This is a genomic window from Azospirillum palustre (assembly GCF_002573965.1).
In the GTDB taxonomy this organism is placed as follows: Bacteria; Pseudomonadota; Alphaproteobacteria; order Azospirillales; family Azospirillaceae; genus Azospirillum; species Azospirillum palustre.
Map to the genome: position 1 here is coordinate 875,879 of NZ_PDKW01000041.1, position 15,347 is coordinate 891,225.

The window sequence follows — 15,347 nt, forward strand, 5'->3', positions numbered from 1 at the left end:
GCCCCAGGCGGTTTTTTCAAGGTGGATCGGACGCTTTTCAGGTCTTCACGAGGTCGAGCAATGCCGCCATGTCGAGGATCGCCATGCGGTCCGCGGTGATCGCCCGGACCAGCGGCCCGGCCTCCGCCGGGACGGAGGTCCGCGGCAGCACGATGTCGTCGACCCGCTCGACCTCGTGCAGGCGCAGAGCGGCCGGACGGCCGGCGCCGGTACGCAGGACGATGGCATAGCCCGGCTGGTCGATCCCGACGGCGGCGGCATGCGTCCCGCTGCACAGGCTGTCGAGATCGAACAGCCGCATCACCTTGCCGGCGACGGCGATCACGCCGAGGATTGCCGGCGGCGCCCCCGGCACGCGGGCCAGCCGCGGCATCGGCACGATATGGCCGAGATGGCGCAGCTCCAGCCCATAGAGGGTCTCGGCGCCGCGGGCGACCAGCATCGGCGTGCCGGTGCCCGCCTCGTCGTCGCGCTGCGGGACTTCGGCCAGCTCCTGCGCCCGGCGGGCCAGCACGGCGTCGGCCCAGGGACCGCGGCCGGCGAAGGTCGCCTCCAGGTCGGCGGTGCGGTGCGCCACCTTGTCGCGCACCGCGTCCCAGTCGATGGAAGCCCGGCCCGAGCCCCGGGCGGCGGCGCGGTCGGGCGATGCGCTGTCGAGGGCGGCGATGAGCGGTGCGGCCCCGGCGCCGGCAAGCGTGTCGTCCATCAGCCCTCCTCACCGGTCAGCCAGAGGTCCAGCATGCCGCGCAGTTCCTGCACGGTCAGGCCGCCGCCTTCCGTCACCGCCTCGCCGTCGGCGCGGTTCTCCAGCGCCTCGCGCGCGTTGCGGAAATGGCGCTGGGCTGGGACCAGCCGGCCGCGCCGCCAATAGGCCAAGGCCAGATGATAGTCGGCCAGCACGAAGCGCGGATCGAGATAAAGCGCCCGCTTGAAGGCCGCCACCGGGTCGCCGACGCCCAGTTCCTCCTCCACCAGACCGAGCTGGTAGTGGGCGGCGGGGTCGAGCCGCTGCGCCTCGACCCGTGCCAGGCAGGCTTCCAGCTGCGAGGAGCGCTCGCTGGTCTCGGCCGCATCCGGCGGAGCGGGCACACCGGACGCCGGCGGGGGGGAGGCGGGGGAGCGGGATTGCGGGCCGGCGGATTGCGGGGCGGAAGCGGCATCGCCCGCGGATCGCGGCGCAGGCTTCGCCGGGGCTCTCGCGGCGCGGCGTGGCGCGGCGGCCAGGGTCAGCGCGGCCGCCGCCGGGCCGGGGGTGGCCTTGCGGCTGACCGCGGCGGTGACCGGCGGTTCGGCCTGCTTGCGGTAGAGGGTGGCGCCGGGGACCGACACCGGGATGAACAGCTCGTTCATCTGCGGCCCGGCCTCGGCATGGCCGACCACCAGCCAGCCGCCGTCGGCCAGCGCCTTGTGCAGGTTGCCGAGCAGCCGGTGCCGCGTCGCCTCGTCGAAATAGATCATGACGTTGCGGCACAGGATGATGTCGAAATGCCCGATCCCGTGCGGATAGGAGGGAATCGCCCCCTCCACGAGGTTGAAGGGCATGAAGGTCGTCCATTGCCGGTATTTCGGCTTCACCGACCACAGCCTGTCCTGGCGGTCGAAACAGGCCTCCAGCGTTTCCGGCGACAGGCCGCGCACCGCCCAGTCGCCATAGGCGCCGCGCCGCGCCTGCTCCAGGAAGGCGTTGTTGATGTCGGTGCCGACGATGTGGACCTGCCACCCCTCCAGCTGGCTGGCGAAATGCTGCTTGAGCAGGATTTCGATGGTGTAGGCTTCCGGCCCGATGGAGCAGCCGGCGCTCCAGATCCGCAGCAGGCGGCTCGACTGGTTGCGGCGGATGCATTCGGGGATGGCGACGGCGCGCAGCGCGTCGAACTGCTCGATGTAGCGGAAGAAGAAGGTCTCCCCCACCGCCAGCTCGTTGATCAGTCCCTGATATTCCGCGCCGCCCGGCCCCTCCGCCTCCAGTGCGGCCAGATAGCCGGCGACGGTGGTGACGGTGCCGAAGGGCAGCCGGCGGTTGATCCGCTCGGCGAAGGCGGCGTCCTTGTCGGCGTAATAGGCAAGGCCGGTGGCATCGATCACCATCGCCTTCAGGCGCGGGAAATGCGGGTCGCGGCGGATCGCCTCGATGGTTGCGGCAGGGTTGGCCATCATCCGGCACCACCGCCGACGGATAGCTCGTCATTTGTGTCGGCAGGGAACTGCCACTGCGCCAGCCGGCGTTCCGCCGACGCCCGGAAGGCGTCGAGCAGCCGGCCCTCCGCCTCGCTCAGCAGCCGGTCGGGGGCGAGCAGGGTCACGCTGCCGCCGCGGCCGGTCACCCGGTCCGGAAAGGCACCGGCGGCACAGCCGTTGAAGCTCAGCGCCGGGTCGGACGGCGTGCGCTCCGCCGGTTCCACCAGCGTGTCGCCATGGACCTGATCGGCCAGCAGCGCTGCCGGCCGACCCTGCCAGGTGACGAGGAGAAGCGGCGAATAGAGGCCGGGCGCCGGGGCGCCTGCACCGGAATCGAAGGGCACGAGGTCGAGCAGGACATCCAGGCGCAGGACCGGGACCACCTCTCCCTGGTAACGGAAGACGCCCTCCACCGGCAGGGGTGCTGTCGGCAGCCGCTCCAGCCGCGGCAACGGCAAAAAGCGCCGCACGGCTTCCACCGGCAGCGCCAGGGCTTGCCCGGCAACCGAGAACACGACGCAGCGGAATGGCGGCGGCATCGACGTGCCTTGGGAGGTACTGTGCGCAGGGAGTGCTGACATCCGTCCGTCGATGGTCTGGAATCCGACCGGGAACATGCCCGATCACAACAGGAATGCGAATTACGCCAAAGGTTTACGCCGTAGGGCCTATGCCTTGGCCGTGACGTCCCTGCCCTTTGCCGGATGCGGCGGGCGGGCTACTCTCCGGCGGCAACGGCAAAACCTGACCGGCAAGACATGACCAAGGGGAGAAACGAGACGATGCCCGGCCGCCATTTCGAGGATTTCCGCATCGGCGAGGTGTTCGACTCGGAAGGGGCGACCCTGACCGAGAGCCAGATCATGGATTTCGCCCTGCGCTTCGACCCGCAGCCCTTCCACATCGACATGGTCGCGGCGGCGGACGGGCCGTTCCAGGGGCTGATCGCCAGCGGCTTCCACACGCTGTCGCTGACCTTCCGGCTGTTCCGCGACATCGGGCTGATCACCGGCACCAGCCTGGGCGGATCGGGGATGGACGAACTGCGCTGGCTGCGGCCGGTGCGGCCCGGCGACACCATCCGCGTCCGGGTGGAGGTGGTGGAGACGATCCCGTCGCGCCGCGGCGGCCGCGGCACGGTGCGGTTGGCCTACACCACGCTGAACCAGCGCGGCGAGCCGGTGATGACCTGCATCATGAACCACATCATCGCCGGACGCAGCGGGGCGGAGCCGACGGTCGAGGTCTGACCGCCGCCCATCAGATCACGCCCGCGCGGCCAGGGTGCGGATCGCCAGCGCCGCGGCAGACGCACGGTTCTCCACGCCGAGCTTGGTGAAGACCTGCTCCAGGTGCTTGTTCACCGTGCGCGGGCTGATGCCCAGGATCTCGCCGATGTCGCGGTTGGGCTTGCCGTTGGCGATCCACAGCAGCACCTCCGCCTCGCGCGCGGTGAGGCCGAGGGCGTCGCGCAGCACCGCCTCCTGGCGGCCGGCGGTCGGCTCGCTGAGGCGGAACAGATACTCGTCGGGGGCGGCCGGGCTGAGATAGGTGAACTCCAGCCGCCGCACGCCCTCGCCGTCCGGCAGCTCCGCCGTGAAGGTCTCCGCCGATCCGCCGGGGGAGACGGTCCGGCGCAGGCCGGCCAGACCGGCGGCCAGGGCGGAGGCCGCGTCCGGGGGCAGGCAGGCCAGCAGCCGCTCCGCCTGCGGGGTGCACCACAGCAGCCTGCCCTCCCCGTCCGTCGCCAGCAGGAAACGGCCGGTGGCGTCGAGGGCGGCGCGGGCGGCGTAGGCGACGCGGGCGTTGGTCAGGTGGACGCGGATGCGGGCGATCAGCTCGTCCACCACGATGGGCTTGGTGACGTAATCGACGCCGCCGGCCTCCAGCCCCTTCACCACATGCTCGGTCTCGCTGAGGCCGGTCATGAAGATGACGGGGATGTGCGAGAGGTGGGGGATCTGCTTCAGCCGCCGGCAGGTCTCGAAGCCGTCGAGGCCGGGCATCACCGCGTCCATCAGGATCAGGTCCGGCGTGATCTGGCCGACCAGATCCAGCGCTCCCTCGCCATCGATGGCGACCAGCACGGTCAGGTCGGCCTGTTCGATGGCCTCCGTCAGGAATCCCAGCGTGTCGGGGGTGTCGTCCACCACCAGGATCATGTCGCGGCGCTTCATCCGGTCACGGCCCCGTCTTCTGCCAGATCATCGTCCGTCCGATCTTTTTCGCCCTCTGCGGCGTTGCCCTCTGCGGTCTCGCGCTGCGCCGCCGCCTCGTCCACCGCACGCATATACCCTTTCAGGTCGAAGGCGCGCACCAGCGTTCGCAGCCGTTCGACGAAGGACGTTGCGGCGGCGTCCTCCGCCTCGATCTCGCGCAGCTTGGCCTCGATCCCGCGAATATAGCCGATCCGGCCGAGCTGGCGCAGGTCGTCGAGATGACGCAGCGCCGACTCCGGCGGGCCGGATGCCGGTTTGGGGGCCGGTTGCGGGGCGGGAGGCGGGACCGGCAGGGATGCTTGATCGGCCGGCAGCGCGGGCGGCGCAAGCGGTTCCGCCGGTTTTTCCACCGCATGGATCCATTCCAGCCCGGTCAGCGCCTGGAGCCGGTCGAGCAGGGCGTGGATTTCGATGGGCTTGGCGACGAAGGCGTCGTGCGGGGCCCGGCCGTCGCCCGGCCCCTGCGCCTCGTAGGCGTTGGCGGAGACCATGACGATGCGGATGCGGTCGGCGAACTGCCGGCGCAAGCCCTCCGCCACGTCCCAGCCGCTCTCGCCCGGCATCGAGATGTCGAGCATCGCCACGTCGGGCTTGCACTGCGCCGCCAGCTCCAGGCAGGTGGCGGCGTCGGACGCGGTGAACAGCACGAAGCCCAGCGGGCGCAGGATGTCGGTCATCAGCGCCAGATGGTCGCGGTCGTCGTCGGCCAGCAGGATGGTGATCTGCGGCCCGGCATAGCCGGTGATGGCGCGGCGCTCCACCTGCTCGCCCGGCCGGTGCATCGCCTCCGACAAAAGCAGGCGGACGGTGAAGACGCTGCCCTCCCCCGCCTTGCTGCGCAGCGCGATGTCGCCGCCCATGATCCGGGTCAGCACCCGCGTGATGGTCAGGCCGAGCCCGGTGCCGGCCACCGCCCGCACCGCCGCCCCGCGCCCGCGCTCGAACGGTTCGAAGACGCGGTCGAGATCCTCCTCGCGGATGCCGATGCCGCTGTCGGCGATCTCGAACTCGGCGATCTGGCTGCGGTAGCGGACGGTCAGGGCGACATGGCCGGTCTCGGTGTATTTCACCGCGTTGGACAGCAGGTTGATCAGGATCTGGCGCAGGATCTTGCTGTCGGTGTGGACCCAGGCCGGCAAATGCGGCACGCGGGAATAGCGGAACTCCAGCCCCTTGGCGGTGGCCTGGATGCGGAACATGTCGGCCAGTTGGTCGAGGAAGTCGATCAGTTGCACCTTGTCGCGGCTGAGCCGGCGCAGGCCCGATTCGATCTTGGAGATGTCGAGCAGCCCGTCGATCAGGTTCGACAGATGCTCGGCACTGCGGCGGATGACGCGGACGGCGTCCTGCGGGCGCTGGGTGCTGTTGCTCTCCAGAAGCTGGGCATAGCCGGAGATGGCGTTCAGCGGCGCCCGGATCTCGTGGCTGACGCCGATGATGTAGCGGCTCTTGGCGGCGTTGGCGGCCTCCGCCACCTCCTTGGCCTTCTGGAGGGCGGCGTCGGTGCGCTCGTGGGCGGCGATCTCGTCCATCAGCATGGCGGTCTGCCGGCCGGTCTCCTCCTCCGCCTTGCGGCGGCTCTCATGGGCCAGCACCAGCAGCCAGGCGGCGACGCCGGAGAGGATGAACAGGCAGACGAAGACGGAGACCAGCGCGGTGTGGATCGCCGCCCGCTCCGTCGCCTCGGCATTGGCGTACTGGAAGTCGATGACCACCAGCACCCCGCCCAGCACCAGCGAGAACAGCGTCATCACCCCGATGAAATGGCCGGTGCGGGTGTGGACCCCCGCCGCCATCCGCTTCGGCAGCACCCGTTGCAGGCTGCGGGCGATCTGGTCGGCGAAGCGGCTGTCGGTCTTGCACAGATCGTGGCAGCGCGCCTCCAGCGTGCAGCAGAGCGAGCAGATCGGCGCGTCGTAGGCCGGGCAGAAGGCCATGTCCTGCCGTTCGAACGGGTTCTCGCAGATCGAGCAGCGGATGGTCGCGGCGTCGCCGGGCAACCGGTCCGACTTGCGGGCGATGTAATAGCGGCCCCCGGTTCTCCAGGCGATCAGCGGGGCGGCGGCGAAGGCGACCACCAGACCGATGAAGGGGGCCAGCGCCTGGGCAACCGGTCCCAGCAGCCCGAAGAAGGCGGTGGTGGAGCACAGAACCGACAGGCCCATGGCGCCGGTGCCGACGGGATTGATGTCGTAGAGGTGGGCGCGCTTGAACTCGATCCCCGGCGGGCTGAAGCCCAAGGGCTTGTTGACGGCCAGGTCGGCGGCGACCGCCCCCAGCCAGCCCACCGCGACGTTGGCGTAGAGGCCGAGGATGCTCTCGATCACGCCGAGGATGCCGATCTCCATCAGCAGCAGGGCGAGCAGCACGTTGAAGACCAGCCAGACGACGCGGCCGGGGTGGCTGCGGGTCAGGCGGGAAAAGAAGTTCGACCAGGCGATGGAGCCGGCATAGGCGTTGGTGACGTTGATCTTCATCTGGCAGACGACGACGAAGATGCCGGTCAGCGCCAGCGCCGCGACGGGCGAACCGAACACGTCGAGGAAGGCCATGTGGTACAGGCTGTTGGGCTGCACCGCGTCCTCCAGTGGCAGCCCGTGCTTGATGGCGAGGAAGGCCAGCAGCGACCCCGCCGCCAGCTTCAGGCTGCCGATCAGCACCCAGCCCGGCCCGCCGGCCAGCATCGCCGCCCACCAGCGGATCCTGCCGATGCGGGCCTGCGAGGGCAGGAAGCGCAGATAGTCGACCTGCTCGCCGATCTGCGGCAGCAGCGACAGCAGGACCGACGCCGCCATGCCGAAGGGCAGCAGCGACAGCCCGCCGTCCGGCGCGTAGACGCCCGGCAGCGAGGTCCATTGCGCCAGCGTCTCGCGGTCGAGCAGGAAGAAATAGGCCAGCGGCACGCATTGCAGCAGGATCCACACCGGCTGCGTTGCCCATTGCATGCGGCTGATGAAGCGGATGCCGTAGACGGCGATGGGGATCACCGCCAGCGAGCTGATGACATGGGCGACCGAGGCCGGGATGCCCAGCACCATGGTCAGCCCGGCCGACATGATGCTGGCCTCGATGGAGAACAGGATGAAGGTGAAGGAGGCGTAGACCAGCGAGGTGATGGTCGAGCCGAGATAGCCGAAGCCGGCGCCGCGGGCCAGCAGGTCGATGTCCACCCCGGCCTTGGCCGCATGGTAGGTGATCGGCAGCCCGACCAGGATGCTGAGAACCGCCACCGCCAGGATGGCGGCCATGGCGTTCTCGAAGCCGTAGGTCAGGGTGACGGCGGCGCCCAGCGCCTCGCAGGCGAGGAAGGAGATGGCGCCCAGCGCGGTGTTGGCGACCCGCCAGGCGCTCCAGCGCCGCGCCCGTTCCGCGGTATAGCGGAGCGCGTAGTCCTCCAGCGTCTGGTCGGCGGCGAGCTGGTTGTATTGCCGGCGTTCACGGACGATCCGTTGCCTCGCGCTCATGCCCGTCCGCCGTTCCCGCCCGTCGCCCCCGATGGCCCGCATCGTCGGGAGTTTCGGGGTGGTTGGCAAGCTGCAAGCGCGTTGACAGTCACCGGACCGGGCTCTAGCTGTCAGACCTCACGGCTCCCCCGAACAGTTTTGAAAGCCAGAGCATGACCGTCGAGCTTGTCGTCTGTGAGACCTGCCGCCGTCCGGAAGACCCGCCCGACGCCGTCCGGCCGGGGGCGGAGCTGGTGGCGCTGATGGAGCGGGCACTGGCCGACCGGCCCGATCTGGCCGCCTCGGTGCGGCTGCGCCCGATGCGCTGCCTGATGAGCTGCCGCCGCCCCTGCGCCGTCGCGGTGCGCTCCGCCGCGCGGATGAGCTATGTGCTGGGCGACTTCGCCCCGGACGAGATGACGGTGGAGACGCTGACCGCCTACCTGCGCGCCTATGCCGCCACCGAGGACGGCATCGTTCCGTTCAAGCAATGGCCCCAGGGCGTCAAGGGTCGTTTCATTTCCCGCCTGCCGCCGCTGGAGGATTGAACCACACATCCGGCGGGAGAGACGGCCTATTGCCGGCGCCGCGCCAGATGGACGATCTGGGCGGTCAGGCCGATGACGAGGATGGCCGCCAGCGCGCCCTGGGCGCCCAGCAGCAGCGGTGACTTCAGGTCGGTCACCAGAGGATGGCCGTCCGGGACCCGGCGCAGGATTTCGCTGACCGTCGGCACCATCAGCAGGAAGGCGCTGACGCTGAGGCAGACGGTCTCGATGTAACGGGCCATACGCCCCGCCGCCGGTGCCCATCCGACCCCATACCCCGCAAGCAGCAGCAGGATCGTCACGGCGCCGATGCCGTAGCTGACCGGCTGATGGGCGACGAGGAAGACCGTCGAGGCCCCGATCAGCATGGACGCGAAATAGACAACACCCGGCACGGAACGCGGCACGATCCGGCCATGGCGGGCGAACATGTAGGCGGCCACGGGGATGGCCGGCAGGCTGCCGAGCGTATGAACCCAGCCAATCGAAGAAATTCCGAACATCGGCGATTGCCTTTCAAGGCGAGAGGGGCGGAAGGGCCGGCAGGACAGGTCCAGCCTCAAGGGAAGTTAAGCTACCTACTGGTTGGTAGGTTTTGGGGCCAAGCGTTTACACGGCGGGCAAGGCCCGACTTTCAGGCAGCGATCCGCTCCAGCAGGGGACGGGTTATGGCGCCGAAGGCCGTGGCGTCGCCGTAGGCACGGGCCGACAGCATCGCGCCATGGGTGGTCGCCAGGACCATCTCGGCGTCGGTCCTGGCGGTTCCGGACAGGCGGAGGCGGCCTTGCGCGGCGCCGCGTTCGAGGACTCCCGTCAACCAGTCGGCGAGCCGGCGGAAATGGGCCCGCACTTCCGCGGCGACATCGTCCGGCAGAACCGGGATTTCTCCCGCGAGCAGCGCACAGACGCAGAAGGGGGCGTCCGTATCGGCGAAACACGTCTCCCAATAGCCGAGATAGGCGCGAAGCTGGTCCAGCGGATCGGGGACGAGCTGCTCCAATTGGGCCAGCCCGTCCGAAGCCTCCTTGCGGTATTGCGCGACGAGCACACGCACCAGATCCGATTTGCTGGGGAAATGATGGTGTATGCTCGCCGTACGAATGCCGACGACCTTGGAAATGTCGGCATAGCTGAAACTGTTGTAGCCGCCCCTGACGATGAGCGAGCGCGCACAGTCGAGAATGTCGGCGGCCCGGGTCGATTGCGTGTTCATACACCCAACCTACCAACTAGTAGGGAGCCTGTCAATACAGAGTGAGACCATTGGGGTGGCGGCTACAGGGGATGGCTGAAGGGAGCGGCCGCCCAGCCGTCACGCGGCACCTAAGCCCTTTCCCCTGCCGCCGAAGGATGGGTTTGACAGACCAAGGTGGCGTTCCAATAATTGTTTGTCAGACCAACAGATATCGCCCTTTGCGGGCGAGGAGGAACGCCCGATGAAGGTCGACCCCGAGGTCCTGACCTGCGCCACCGGCCTGCTGCACATGGCGCGCGAGGCGGAGCGGTCCAACGGCTGGGAGGCCGGCGACCTTCTGCGCACCACGCTGCGCCTGCTGGTGGTGGCCGGGGCCGACGGCCATGGCTGGACCGCGACCGATCTGTCGGAGGAAGTCCGCGATCTGGTCGAGGCGGTGCGGATGACCAAGGGTGACGAGGGGGTGCGTTTCCGCGGCGGGGAGACGGCGCTGCATTAGGGAGCGCCTGTCTTTCCCGCCCTGCCCCTCCTCCGCCCTTACCCTTCGGAAACCTCCGGGTTCAGCTGGATCAGCACCTTGTCGATGCGGCGGCCGTCCATGTCGACGACCTCGAAGCGGATGCCGTTCCAGTGAAAATGCTCGGCCGCGGTCGGGACATGGCCGAACCGGTCGAGCAGGAAGCCGGCGATGGTGTGGAAATCGCCCTCGCCCTTCATGTTCTTGACGCCGACCAGCGCCTCGACCTCCTCGACCGGGGTCATGCCGTCGACCAGCCAGCTGCCGTCCTCGCGCTGGACGGCGCCGGCCTCGCCTTCCTGGGTGCTGTCCGGCAGTTCGCCGGCGATGGCTTCCAGAATGTCGGTCATGGTGACCAGCCCCTCGACGCTGCCATATTCGTCGACCACCACCGCCATGTGGACGCTGGCCTGCTTGAACAGGTCGAGAAGGCGGAAGACCGGCGTGCCGTCATGGACGACCAGCGGCTGGACCATCGCCGTCCGCAGATCGAAGGAAATTCCCTTCAAGGACTGGTCGAGCAGAGCCTTGGTCGCGACGATGCCCTGCACCTCGTCGACGTCGCCGCGGCAGACCGGGAACCGGGAATAGCCGCTCTCGCAGATCTCGCGGGCCAGGGTTTCGGGGCTGTCGTCGATGTCGAGCCACATCAGGTCGGGGCGCGGGGTCATGATCGACCGCACCGTGCGGTCGGACAGGTGCATCACCCCCTCGATCATCTGGCGTTCGGCCGGCTCGAAGACGCCGCTCTGGGTGCCTTCGGCGATCAGGGTCTTGACCTCCTCCTCCGTCACCGTCTGCTCGCGCGAGGTCGGCAGGCGCAAGAGCTTCAGCACCGCGTCGCTCGACACGCCTAGCAGCCAGACCACCGGGGCCGACAGGCGCGACACCGTGCGCATCGGGGAGGCGACCAGCGAGGCGATCCGCTCCGACGAGATCAGCGCGACGCGCTTGGGCACCAGCTCGCCGATGATCAGCGAGAAATAGGTGATGGCGGCGACCACCAGGGCGAAGGCGACGGTGTGACCGTAGGGGGCGATCCAGGCGACCTGTTCGTCCAGCACGCCGCCGAGCCGTTCGGCCAGGGTCGAGCCGCCATAGGCGCCGGCGATGATGCCGGTCAGGCTGATGCCGACCTGCACGGTGGACAGGAAGCGACTCGGGTCTTCCGACAGCTCCAAAGCGGCGCGGGCACCGGCGCCGCCCTTTTCCTCGGCCATCTGCTGAAGCCGGGCGCGGCGCGCCGACACCAGCGCCATCTCCGACATCGCGAAGAAGGCGTTGAGCAGGATCAGCAGGACGATGACCAACAGTTCCCAAATCATGGCTTTGTGCCCTTTGGGGGCGCTCCCTCAACCGATCAATTGTTGCGCCACGGCGACCGCCGCCTGCCCGAGACCGAGCAGGACGGCGGCGACGATGACGATGGCAAGAAGGCCGGCGACGAGGCCGGCCGACACGAAAACCCCGTCGGATTCCATCAGCCCCAGCGCGATCAGCGCGATGGCGAGGGCGGGAGGCTGGTTTCCGAAGACGATGGGAAGGGACAGGATGACGGCCAGGACCACCACCGCCAGCCCGAGCAGCCGTTCGGCGGTCGGGCCGGCCATCGCCGGCAGGCGCGGGCGCAGATGGCGTTCCACCCGCTCCGCCCACGGCTTGGCCCGGCGGATGACGCCCAGGAAGGCCTTGCGGTCGAAGCTGGCCGCCAGCATGCGGCGGGGCAGCCAGGGGCTGTGCCGGCCCGCCGCCATCTGGGCGCCGAGCAGGATCATCGGCACGCCGGTGGCGGTCGACAGGCCGGGAACCGGCAGCACGTTGGGAATCGACAGGATCAGCAGCAGCGCGCCGAAGGCGCGGTCGCCCAGCGCGTCCATGATCTCGCCGAGCGAGATCTTTGAACGATCCTCGCCGAGCGAGATCTTTGAACGATCCTCGCCGGGCGGGAGGCTTGCTGGAGACGGATCGTCCGGATCGGAGCTGCCGGACTCGGCGGCATCGCCGCGCGTCAGGAAGTCGTCCAACAGATCGGAAACGCGCGCGCAGGACCGGTCCGCACCGGAAGGGCGTGCGTCATGCGACCTGGGGGACGACCCGGGAGGTCGATCTTTGCTCACGGCTCTCCCCGAGGCCGGAAACGGGATCGGAGCGGGCCGGGCGAAGGATGGAAGGAACCCATGGACCTTTCGCGTCACGGCGGTAGCAGCCTTCCTTCTACAGCAAGGCAGGCAAAAGCGCCAGTGCGGGTTGCGGTGCGCAACGGAGCCGCGGGCCGCCGTCCCGGCCGTCAGCGCTTCTGCATGACGAAGGTCAGGCGCTTCATCAGGTCGGCCTTCGACACCGGCTTCACCAGATAGCCGGAGATGCCGTAGGCGATGGCGCGCTTCACCACGTCGGCCTCGCGGTGGCCGGTCAGCACCAGCACCGGCAGGTCGGCCAGCGGGTTGCCGGTGGCGGTGCGCAGGGCATGCAGCAGGTCCAGCCCGCCCATGCGCGGCATTTCCAGGTCGCAGATCACCACGTCGACGTCCTCGCCGCTCTTGCGCAGGATGTCGAGCGCCTGGATGCCGTCCGCCGCCTCGAACACCGTGCGGAGCCCGATGTCGTGCAGCAGCCGGTAGATCAGCTTGCGGGTGAAGTCGTCATCCTCGACCAGCAGCACACCGAGATCGTGTATCGTCCGAACCTCGCGAGTCCGGTTGCCTGCCTCCACCACCATGACGCTCTCCGCTCCGCCAAAGTTCTCCGGCCGCTATCGGCATGGCCGGCCCGCACAGTTTTCTGACTACACCATTGCACAGTCGTTAACGGAATCGCTATGACGCAACGATTGACTATCGTTCGCATGCAATGTCCGGCAGATCGGCTTGGCCAATCGGCGTGGATGACCGGGTCTGCTGGCCGGGTCCTCCGGCCGGGCAATGGCAATCGGCCCGGCGACCGCTTATCCTGAACCCTCGCGCGCTCTTTCCGAACCGATCAGGACCCGCCCGTGACCGCGCCGCCCCCCTCCGCCACGCCGCCCTTCGCCGCTTTGCCCGATGCAGCGCCCGATGCCGCGATGCTGGCCGCCGTGGTCGAGACCAGCGGGGCCGGCCTCGTCGTGTCCGACGCCACCCGGCCCGACCATCCCATCGTCTATTGCAACCGCGCCTTCCTGGACATGATCGGCTATGAGGCCGAGGAGGTGATCGGGCGGAACGGCGATTTCCTGCAAGGGCCGGACACCGATCCGGACACCGCGGCGGCGATCCGCGCCGCCTTGGCGGAGGCGCGGCCCCTGTCGGTGGAGGTGCTGAACTACCGCAAGGACGGCAGCGCCTTCTGGAATGCGCTGACCCTGCGGCCGGTGCCGGAAGCGGGAGGGGCATCGGACGGCCGGGCGCGCTGGATCGCCGGCTCCTGCGCCGACGTGACCCAGAGCCGCCGGTCGCAGGAGGAGCTGCGCGCCGCCGAGGACCAGCTGACCCGGCTGGCGGCCGAGACCTTCGCCTTGGCGGAAAAGCTGGACGGCGCGCGCGAGGATGCCGAGGCCGCCCGCATCGCGGCGGAGAATGCCAGCAGCGCCAAGTCGCGCTTCCTGGCGATGATGAGCCACGAGCTGCGCACGCCGATGACCGCGGTGATCGGCATGGGCGACCTGCTGATGGGCACCGGCCTGAACGACCAGCAGAAGGCCTTCGTCAGGACGCTGCGGTCGTCGGCCGGCACGCTGATGACCATCCTGAACGACGTGCTGGATTTCTCGAAGATCGAGGCCGGCCAACTGACGCTGGAGGAGATCGACTTCTCCCTGCCCCGGCTGGTGGACGACGTGGTCCAGCTGTTCCTGGTGCGGGCGGCGGCCAAGGGGCTGAGCCTGTCGGCCTCCATCGCCGACGACACGCCGCGCCACATCCGCGGCGACCCGACCCGGCTGCGGCAGGTTCTGTTCAACCTGGTGTCGAACGCCATCAAGTTCACCGACCGCGGCACCATCGAGATCGCCGTGTGGTCGCCGGACCCGCCCGCCGATGCAGCACCGGCCGATGCGCCGGTCACCCTGCGGTTCGAGGTGGAGGACAACGGCATCGGCATGACGCCCGAACAGCGCGCCCGCCTGTTCGACGCCTTCGTCCAGGCCGACGTGTCGACCAGCCGCAAATATGGCGGCACCGGCCTGGGGCTGGCGATCTGCAAGCGGCTGGTGGAGGCGATGGGCGGCGAGATCACCGTCGCCAGCACGCCCGGCCGCGGCTCCACCTTCCGCTTCTCGATCCGCAGCCGGCTGGCGGAGGCGCCGCCGGTCGGCGAGCTGGGGGCCCGCCCGGCGCTCCCCGGGGCGGCCGAGACGCCGGAGCCGACGCAGGTGCCGCTGCGGCTGCTGCTGGCCGAGGACAACGACATCAACCGCATGCTGGTCGTCGCCATGATGACCCGCATCGGCCACCGGATCGACGCGGTGACCGACGGGCGGGCGGCGCTGGACGCCATCGTGGCGGCCGACTACGACGCGCTGATCCTCGACATGGAGATGCCGGTGCTCGACGGGCGGTCGACCGCGCGGGCGATCCGGCGAATGGACGGGCCGGTCGCGCGCATCCCCATCGTCGGGCTGTCGGCCGACGCCCTGCCGGAACATCGCGACGGCCATCTGGCCGCCGGGCTCGACGCCTATCTGACCAAGCCGATCGACTGGGACCAGCTGAACGCGGTGCTGGTCGATCTGGCGACCCGGCCGCAGGAGGGGCGCGTGGTGCCGGTGCCGAGCCGCCCGGCCGCCGAGGGCGGCCATTTCTCGGCCCTGCCGCTGGTCGACCGGGTGAAGCTGGCCGAACTGCGGCTGGCGCTGGGCGGCGAGGCGCTGGACGGCATGCTGCAACTGCTGCCGGAGACGGCGCTGCGCGAGCTGACGGCGATCCGCTCCGCCCTCCAGGCCGGCAGGCCGAAGGAGCTGAAGCAGGCGGCCCACACGCTGGCCGGGCTGGCCGCCAATTTCGGCGTGCCGCGCATGGCCGCCATCGCCCGCGCCATCAACGACAGCCCGGCCGACACCGACAAGGTCGCGGCCTTGCTGCCCCTGCTGGAAACCACCGTCGCCGCCACCAGCAGCCTGGTGCGCGATCCGGCGGGAAGCGGGGATTGAGCGGGAGCTCCTCCCTCTCCCCCCCGGGGAGAGGGTCGGGGTGAGGGGGTGGCATAGGGTGGAGTCTTGGGTAGGGCACGCAGTGCATCCCCCTCACCCTAACCCTCTCCCCGGGGGGGAGA

Annotated in this window: 14 protein-coding genes; 4 read left to right on the top strand and 10 right to left on the bottom strand. The window is 69.5% G+C overall.

Annotation, left to right across the window (positions count from 1 at the left end; all coding sequences use genetic code 11):
• Positions 1–37 precede the first annotated feature (37 nt).
• Genes CRT60_RS17535 through CRT60_RS17545 form a run of 3 tightly spaced genes read right to left on the bottom strand, consistent with a single transcriptional unit; the run spans position 38 to position 2,717 of the window.
• Positions 38–706: a chemotaxis protein CheW gene (locus CRT60_RS17535; protein WP_098737788.1), complete on the bottom strand. Its 669-nt coding sequence runs from the start codon at positions 704–706 to the stop codon at positions 38–40.
• Positions 706–2,157, bottom strand: coding sequence for a CheR family methyltransferase (locus CRT60_RS17540; RefSeq protein WP_098737789.1), 1,452 nt, complete (start codon positions 2,155–2,157; stop codon positions 706–708). Before CRT60_RS17540 ends, CRT60_RS17535 begins: the two co-directional genes overlap by 1 nt.
• Entirely contained in the window at positions 2,154–2,717 is a 564-nt protein-coding gene (locus tag CRT60_RS17545; protein WP_244592564.1) for a chemotaxis protein CheW, read from the bottom strand. Before CRT60_RS17545 ends, CRT60_RS17540 begins: the two co-directional genes overlap by 4 nt.
• A 219-nt stretch (positions 2,718–2,936) precedes the next feature.
• Here CRT60_RS17545 and CRT60_RS17550 point away from each other — a divergent pair, with 219 nt between their 5' ends.
• The gene (locus CRT60_RS17550) at positions 2,937–3,428 is read left to right on the top strand and encodes a MaoC family dehydratase (protein ID WP_244592565.1); all 492 of its coding nucleotides are present in this window, start codon (positions 2,937–2,939) and stop codon (positions 3,426–3,428) included.
• Positions 3,429–3,443: 15 nt separating this feature from the next.
• Here the strand turns inward: CRT60_RS17550 and CRT60_RS17555 are convergent, their stop codons facing one another.
• The gene (locus tag CRT60_RS17555; RefSeq protein WP_098737792.1) at positions 3,444–4,355 is read right to left on the bottom strand and encodes a response regulator transcription factor; all 912 of its coding nucleotides are present in this window, start codon (positions 4,353–4,355) and stop codon (positions 3,444–3,446) included.
• Positions 4,352–7,861 carry a hybrid sensor histidine kinase/response regulator gene (locus CRT60_RS17560; protein ID WP_098737919.1) on the bottom strand — a complete coding sequence of 1,170 codons (3,510 nt, stop codon included), beginning with the start codon at positions 7,859–7,861 and terminating at the stop codon, positions 4,352–4,354. The genes CRT60_RS17555 and CRT60_RS17560 overlap by 4 nt, the downstream gene beginning before the upstream one ends.
• 152 nt (positions 7,862–8,013) lie before the next feature.
• Here CRT60_RS17560 and CRT60_RS17565 point away from each other — a divergent pair, with 152 nt between their 5' ends.
• Positions 8,014–8,388 carry a DUF1636 domain-containing protein gene (locus CRT60_RS17565; RefSeq protein ID WP_098737793.1) on the top strand — a complete coding sequence of 125 codons (375 nt, stop codon included), beginning with the start codon at positions 8,014–8,016 and terminating at the stop codon, positions 8,386–8,388.
• Between the two features lie 26 nt (positions 8,389–8,414).
• Here the strand turns inward: CRT60_RS17565 and CRT60_RS17570 are convergent, their stop codons facing one another.
• On the bottom strand, positions 8,415–8,891 hold the full coding sequence (locus tag CRT60_RS17570) for a hypothetical protein (protein WP_098737794.1): 477 nt from the start codon (positions 8,889–8,891) through the stop codon (positions 8,415–8,417).
• Positions 8,892–9,022: 131 nt separating this feature from the next.
• Positions 9,023–9,601, bottom strand: a complete 579-nt coding sequence (locus CRT60_RS17575) for a TetR/AcrR family transcriptional regulator (RefSeq protein WP_098737795.1) — start codon at positions 9,599–9,601, stop codon at positions 9,023–9,025.
• 223 nt (positions 9,602–9,824) lie between these two features.
• Between CRT60_RS17575 and CRT60_RS17580 the strand changes: the two genes are divergently transcribed.
• On the top strand, positions 9,825–10,082 hold the full coding sequence (locus CRT60_RS17580; RefSeq protein WP_098737796.1) for a hypothetical protein: 258 nt from the start codon (positions 9,825–9,827) through the stop codon (positions 10,080–10,082).
• A gap of 38 nt (positions 10,083–10,120) precedes the next feature.
• On the opposite strand, the gene CRT60_RS17585 is transcribed toward CRT60_RS17580, so the two are convergent.
• The 3 genes from CRT60_RS17585 to CRT60_RS17595 form a co-directional block, all read right to left on the bottom strand.
• Positions 10,121–11,425: a hemolysin family protein gene (locus CRT60_RS17585; RefSeq protein WP_098737797.1), complete on the bottom strand. Its 1,305-nt coding sequence runs from the start codon at positions 11,423–11,425 to the stop codon at positions 10,121–10,123.
• A 27-nt stretch (positions 11,426–11,452) separates the two neighbouring features.
• Positions 11,453–12,124, bottom strand: a complete 672-nt coding sequence (locus tag CRT60_RS17590) for an exopolysaccharide biosynthesis protein (RefSeq protein ID WP_167421732.1) — start codon at positions 12,122–12,124, stop codon at positions 11,453–11,455.
• Between the two features lie 263 nt (positions 12,125–12,387).
• Positions 12,388–12,819, bottom strand: a complete 432-nt coding sequence (locus CRT60_RS17595; protein WP_098737799.1) for a response regulator — start codon at positions 12,817–12,819, stop codon at positions 12,388–12,390.
• 273 nt (positions 12,820–13,092) lie between these two features.
• On the opposite strand from CRT60_RS17595, the gene CRT60_RS17600 reads away from it, so the two are divergent.
• Positions 13,093–15,225, top strand: a complete 2,133-nt coding sequence (locus tag CRT60_RS17600) for an ATP-binding protein (RefSeq protein WP_098737800.1) — start codon at positions 13,093–13,095, stop codon at positions 15,223–15,225.
• Positions 15,226–15,347 lie beyond the last annotated feature (122 nt).

Bases quoted from the DNA above. Each gene is read 5' to 3' on its own strand.
- CRT60_RS17570 (WP_098737794.1), bottom strand. From the start codon at position 8,891: ATGTTCGGAATTTCTTCGATTGGCTGGGTTCATACGCTCGGCAGCCTG.
- CRT60_RS17545 (WP_244592564.1), bottom strand. From the start codon at position 2,717: ATGCCGCCGCCATTCCGCTGCGTCGTGTTCTCGGTTGCCGGGCAAGCC.
- CRT60_RS17575 (WP_098737795.1), bottom strand. From the start codon at position 9,601: ATGAACACGCAATCGACCCGGGCCGCCGACATTCTCGACTGTGCGCGC.
- CRT60_RS17555 (WP_098737792.1), bottom strand. From the start codon at position 4,355: ATGAAGCGCCGCGACATGATCCTGGTGGTGGACGACACCCCCGACACG.
- CRT60_RS17565 (WP_098737793.1), top strand. From the start codon at position 8,014: ATGACCGTCGAGCTTGTCGTCTGTGAGACCTGCCGCCGTCCGGAAGAC.
- CRT60_RS17585 (WP_098737797.1), bottom strand. From the start codon at position 11,425: ATGATTTGGGAACTGTTGGTCATCGTCCTGCTGATCCTGCTCAACGCC.
- CRT60_RS17560 (WP_098737919.1), bottom strand. From the start codon at position 7,861: ATGAGCGCGAGGCAACGGATCGTCCGTGAACGCCGGCAATACAACCAG.
- CRT60_RS17540 (WP_098737789.1), bottom strand. From the start codon at position 2,157: ATGATGGCCAACCCTGCCGCAACCATCGAGGCGATCCGCCGCGACCCG.
- CRT60_RS17580 (WP_098737796.1), top strand. From the start codon at position 9,825: ATGAAGGTCGACCCCGAGGTCCTGACCTGCGCCACCGGCCTGCTGCAC.
- CRT60_RS17535 (WP_098737788.1), bottom strand. From the start codon at position 706: ATGGACGACACGCTTGCCGGCGCCGGGGCCGCACCGCTCATCGCCGCC.
- CRT60_RS17550 (WP_244592565.1), top strand. From the start codon at position 2,937: ATGACCAAGGGGAGAAACGAGACGATGCCCGGCCGCCATTTCGAGGAT.
- CRT60_RS17595 (WP_098737799.1), bottom strand. From the start codon at position 12,819: ATGGTGGTGGAGGCAGGCAACCGGACTCGCGAGGTTCGGACGATACAC.